This window comes from Candidatus Obscuribacterales bacterium (assembly GCA_036703605.1).
Lineage (GTDB): Bacteria > Cyanobacteriota > Cyanobacteriia > RECH01 > RECH01 > RECH01.
The window spans coordinates 1-1,313 of the sequence record DATNRH010000600.1; the positions used below are offsets into that span (position 1 = coordinate 1).

Sequence of the window (1,313 nt, forward strand, 5' to 3'; positions counted from 1 at the left end):
AAGCGATTTGAGAGCGAGACAGCACAGCAGGCGATGGAGCTATGACAGGCGACTACTACCTACTCCGTACTGACGAGCAAAAGGCTAATGCTGCCGCTGCTGTATCGCTGTGCAAGGTTGATAGAGAGAAGCCGTCTTGTGTCCTGATCAAGCCCTATGACTCAGACCGAAGCCTCGCCCAAAACGCACTGGCGAGAATGTGGGCTAACGAGATATCGAAGCAGGGCGGCGAGTATACCCCCGCTCAAATCCATGACAGATGCAAATACCGCTATGGAATTCCGATCATGGTGGGGGATGAAGTGTTTAACAAGTTCTGGAATCGGGTGTTATCGACACAGCCGACCTATGAAGAAATCGTTGACGAGATTATGCCGGTCACTCCTGTTACCAGGCTGATGACTGTTCCGCAGATGGCCCAATACCTGACCGATATGGAGAGGGAAAACGGGACGCGATACAAACTAACCAGCCCTGCAATGTATGGGCTTTGAGGTGAGAGATATGAGGCGGTTATTTTCTGTATTGGTTGTGATCGCGGCGATATGTGTTGGTTGTTTGTGGGGCGGCATTTTCAGCCATGACACAGCCTTTTGGAAAGGGGTTGTCTCTTGGGTGCTGATCTGGGGCGCTATAGATTTTTATAGCTACCAGAAGGGGCAAGGGATTGAGAAATGTTTATGCCAGAAGAAATGAAAATGCGCCAGCTACTCCGAGAGGCTAAGTGCCCCAACTCCTGCAATCAGGGAGTGCTGAAGTTACCGCGCCGCGAGGAATTCGGGCAGAGGGCTGAGTTTTGCAAATGGTGCTGGTCGAGAAAGGAGATATTGCGTGAAACCTAATTGGAAGTCGGCCCCGAAGTGGGCGAATTACCTGGCGATGGATGAGGATGGCACCTGGTGTTGGTTCGAGCGCAAACCAACACGATTCAGTAATTTATGGGATGCGGAGGGAAGATTCGAGCGGGCGAAGACAGCTACAGGAAGGTGGAGCAAAACCCTGGAGGCACGCCCAGAGTGAAGCGTAAAACCATAGCCCAAGAGGTAGACGCAGCCGCCACGCTTTTACAGAAGCTGGTGAGGCTCGTTGCCGCTGACGATAACGGGCTGGTTCAGTGTGTTACCTGTAACAAGTGGGCGCACTGGAAGGATATGCAAGGCGGTCACTTCATAAGCAGAAGGTCTACCAAATGGAAGCTGGTAGAGGAAAACGTGCATCCCCAATGCCCAGGCTGCAATGTCTTTCTGATGAATCACGGCAACGGAAAGCAAATCTATACCGCATGGATGATTGATTACTACGGGCGCGAACTG

Annotated in this window: 2 protein-coding genes; one reads left to right on the top strand and one right to left on the bottom strand. The window is 51.8% G+C overall.

Annotated features, from left to right (window positions below; translation table 11 throughout):
• The first annotated feature begins 41 nt into the window (after positions 1–41).
• Positions 42–494, top strand: coding sequence for a recombination protein NinB (locus V6D20_12825; protein ID HEY9816665.1), 453 nt, complete (start codon positions 42–44; stop codon positions 492–494).
• A gap of 570 nt (positions 495–1,064) precedes the next feature.
• Here the strand turns inward: V6D20_12825 and V6D20_12830 are convergent.
• Positions 1,065–1,313, bottom strand: a 249-nt coding sequence (locus V6D20_12830) for a hypothetical protein (GenBank protein ID HEY9816666.1), incomplete at its 5' end; no start/stop codon positions are given.

Bases quoted from the DNA above. Each gene is read 5' to 3' on its own strand.
- V6D20_12825 (HEY9816665.1), top strand. From the start codon at position 42: ATGACAGGCGACTACTACCTACTCCGTACTGACGAGCAAAAGGCTAAT.